3 protein-coding genes are annotated in these 1,659 nt (G+C 67.3%); all 3 read left to right on the top strand.

The features are described from left to right. Positions 1-103 precede the first annotated feature (103 nt). The 3 genes from VLK61_RS00015 (at position 104) to VLK61_RS00005 (ending at position 1,584) form a co-directional block, all read left to right on the top strand. Entirely contained in the window at positions 104-523 is a 420-nt protein-coding gene (locus VLK61_RS00015) for an FKBP-type peptidyl-prolyl cis-trans isomerase (protein ID WP_414636725.1), read from the top strand. Between the two features lie 9 nt (positions 524-532). Then, positions 533-907, top strand: coding sequence for a VanZ family protein (locus tag VLK61_RS00010; RefSeq protein WP_325417005.1), 375 nt, complete (start codon positions 533-535; stop codon positions 905-907). Between the two features lie 68 nt (positions 908-975). After that, positions 976-1,584: a hypothetical protein gene (locus tag VLK61_RS00005; protein WP_325417003.1), complete on the top strand. Its 609-nt coding sequence runs from the start codon at positions 976-978 to the stop codon at positions 1,582-1,584. Positions 1,585-1,659 lie beyond the last annotated feature (75 nt).

The raw sequence follows: 1,659 nt of genomic DNA, 5'->3' as shown, positions 1-1,659 counted from the left end.
TGCGGAACAGGTTCGCCCCCGACTTCGACCTGTGACCTTGCCGCAACCCACGAGCCCGCCGACTCATGTCACACTCTTGCGATCAAACCAAGGAGTGTTTCGGGTGCGTATTTTCTTTTGCGCTGCGGCGCTGTCCCTCGTTGCCACCGCTGCGCTGGCGCAGCCTGTCACGACGACCACTACTACCGCCACCACCACCAAGAGCGGCCTGGTGTACCAATCGCTGAAGGATGGCGCGGGCCAGGCCCCGGCGGCCACCGACGTCGTGAAGGTTCACTACCGCGGCACTTTCCAGGACGGGCGCGAGTTCGACAGCTCCTACAAGCGCGGTGAGCCCACCGAGTTTCCGCTCAACCGTGTCATCCCTTGCTGGACCGAAGGCGTGCAGCTGATGAAGCCGGGCGGCAAGGCGCGCCTGACCTGCCCGCCGGCCATCGCCTATGGCGAGCGCGGCGCCGGCGGCGTGATTCCGCCCAGCGCCACGCTGCAGTTCGAGATCGAGCTGCTCTCCGTCAAGCGCTGAGCGGTATCAGTGGCTTCTTCCGGAATTTGGGCGGGCATCCAGCAGCAGCGCACCTGGTGGCGCTGGGCGTTCGCGGCGTGCGTCGTGGCCGTGCTGATCCTGGCACTCATGCCGCCTGCCGCCATCGTGCCGCCCACAGGCTGGGACAAGCTGAACCACGCCGCCGCGTTCATGGTGCTGACGCTGATGGGTAGCCTCGCCTACCCGCAACACCAGCAACGCGTTCTGCTCGGATTGCTGGCGTACGGCGCGCAGATCGAGTTGCTGCAGGGCTTCACCGGGTACCGCACGGCCGAATGGCTCGACGCGCTGGCCGATGGGGTCGGTGTGCTGCTGGGCTGGCGTCTGACACGCATCGCCCGTCGCGTCCCCGCGAAGCGCTGAGGCCTGCCGATCCCCGGCGGCGCCGTCGCTACACTCGGCGTTCCTTTCACCCCGGAACCAGCGCCGCGATGGATTTGTTCTTGTTGACGACCCTGGCCGCTATTGCCGGGTGGACCGTGAAGGTCCGCGACCAGCGGCGGCGCGTCCGCCTGCTGGGCAGCTTCCTGTCCAGGTACCAGATCGAACGGCATATGGAGACGCTCACGCAAGGCTACCTGCGCGCGCTGGGCGAGGACGATCCCGAACGCAGCGGGCCCATCTGGAACACGCTGCGCGCCACCGAGCAGGCGCTGGGCGCCGAGTTCAAGCGCTTCGCCGCGGACTTTTCACGAACGGCCGCGGCGCAGGCTCGCACCACCAGGCTGCCCTTCGACCTGCCGCTGGCCACCCGGCTGATCCCCGGCTTCTCCTTCGACATGCGCGCGGCCCTGGCCATTCACGGCCGTGGCATCGCCGCGGCCGTGGAAGGTCATGACGACATCACGCTGAAGGCGAAAGCCTTCACGCTGTCGGCCGAACTGTTCCTGATGCAGCACACCTGCCACTGGTTCTGCAAGTCAAAAACGGTGGCGTCGGCGCGCATGCTGGCGCGTCACAAGACTTCTTATGAGCAACTGCTGGCCGCAGTGGCGCCGCAAACGCGCGAAGCCTATCTCGCCCTGGTGAGGCCGCGCTAGAAGCAAGGCCCTGGCTCAATGCAGCACGACCGTCTCGACCGCGGGGGCCGCGAGGTCGCGGCCGACCATGGCCCG

This window comes from Aquabacterium sp., from assembly GCF_035476535.1.
GTDB lineage: Bacteria > Pseudomonadota > Gammaproteobacteria > Burkholderiales > Burkholderiaceae_C > Pseudaquabacterium.
Note: the sequence above shows the minus strand (reverse complement) of the source record. Positions and strands in the feature narration are given on the sequence as shown.

What these genes read in the sequence shown, in the direction of transcription:
- VLK61_RS00005 (WP_325417003.1), top strand. Translation starts at nt 976, where the DNA reads ATGGATTTGTTCTTGTTGACGACCCTGGCCGCTATTGCCGGGTGGACC.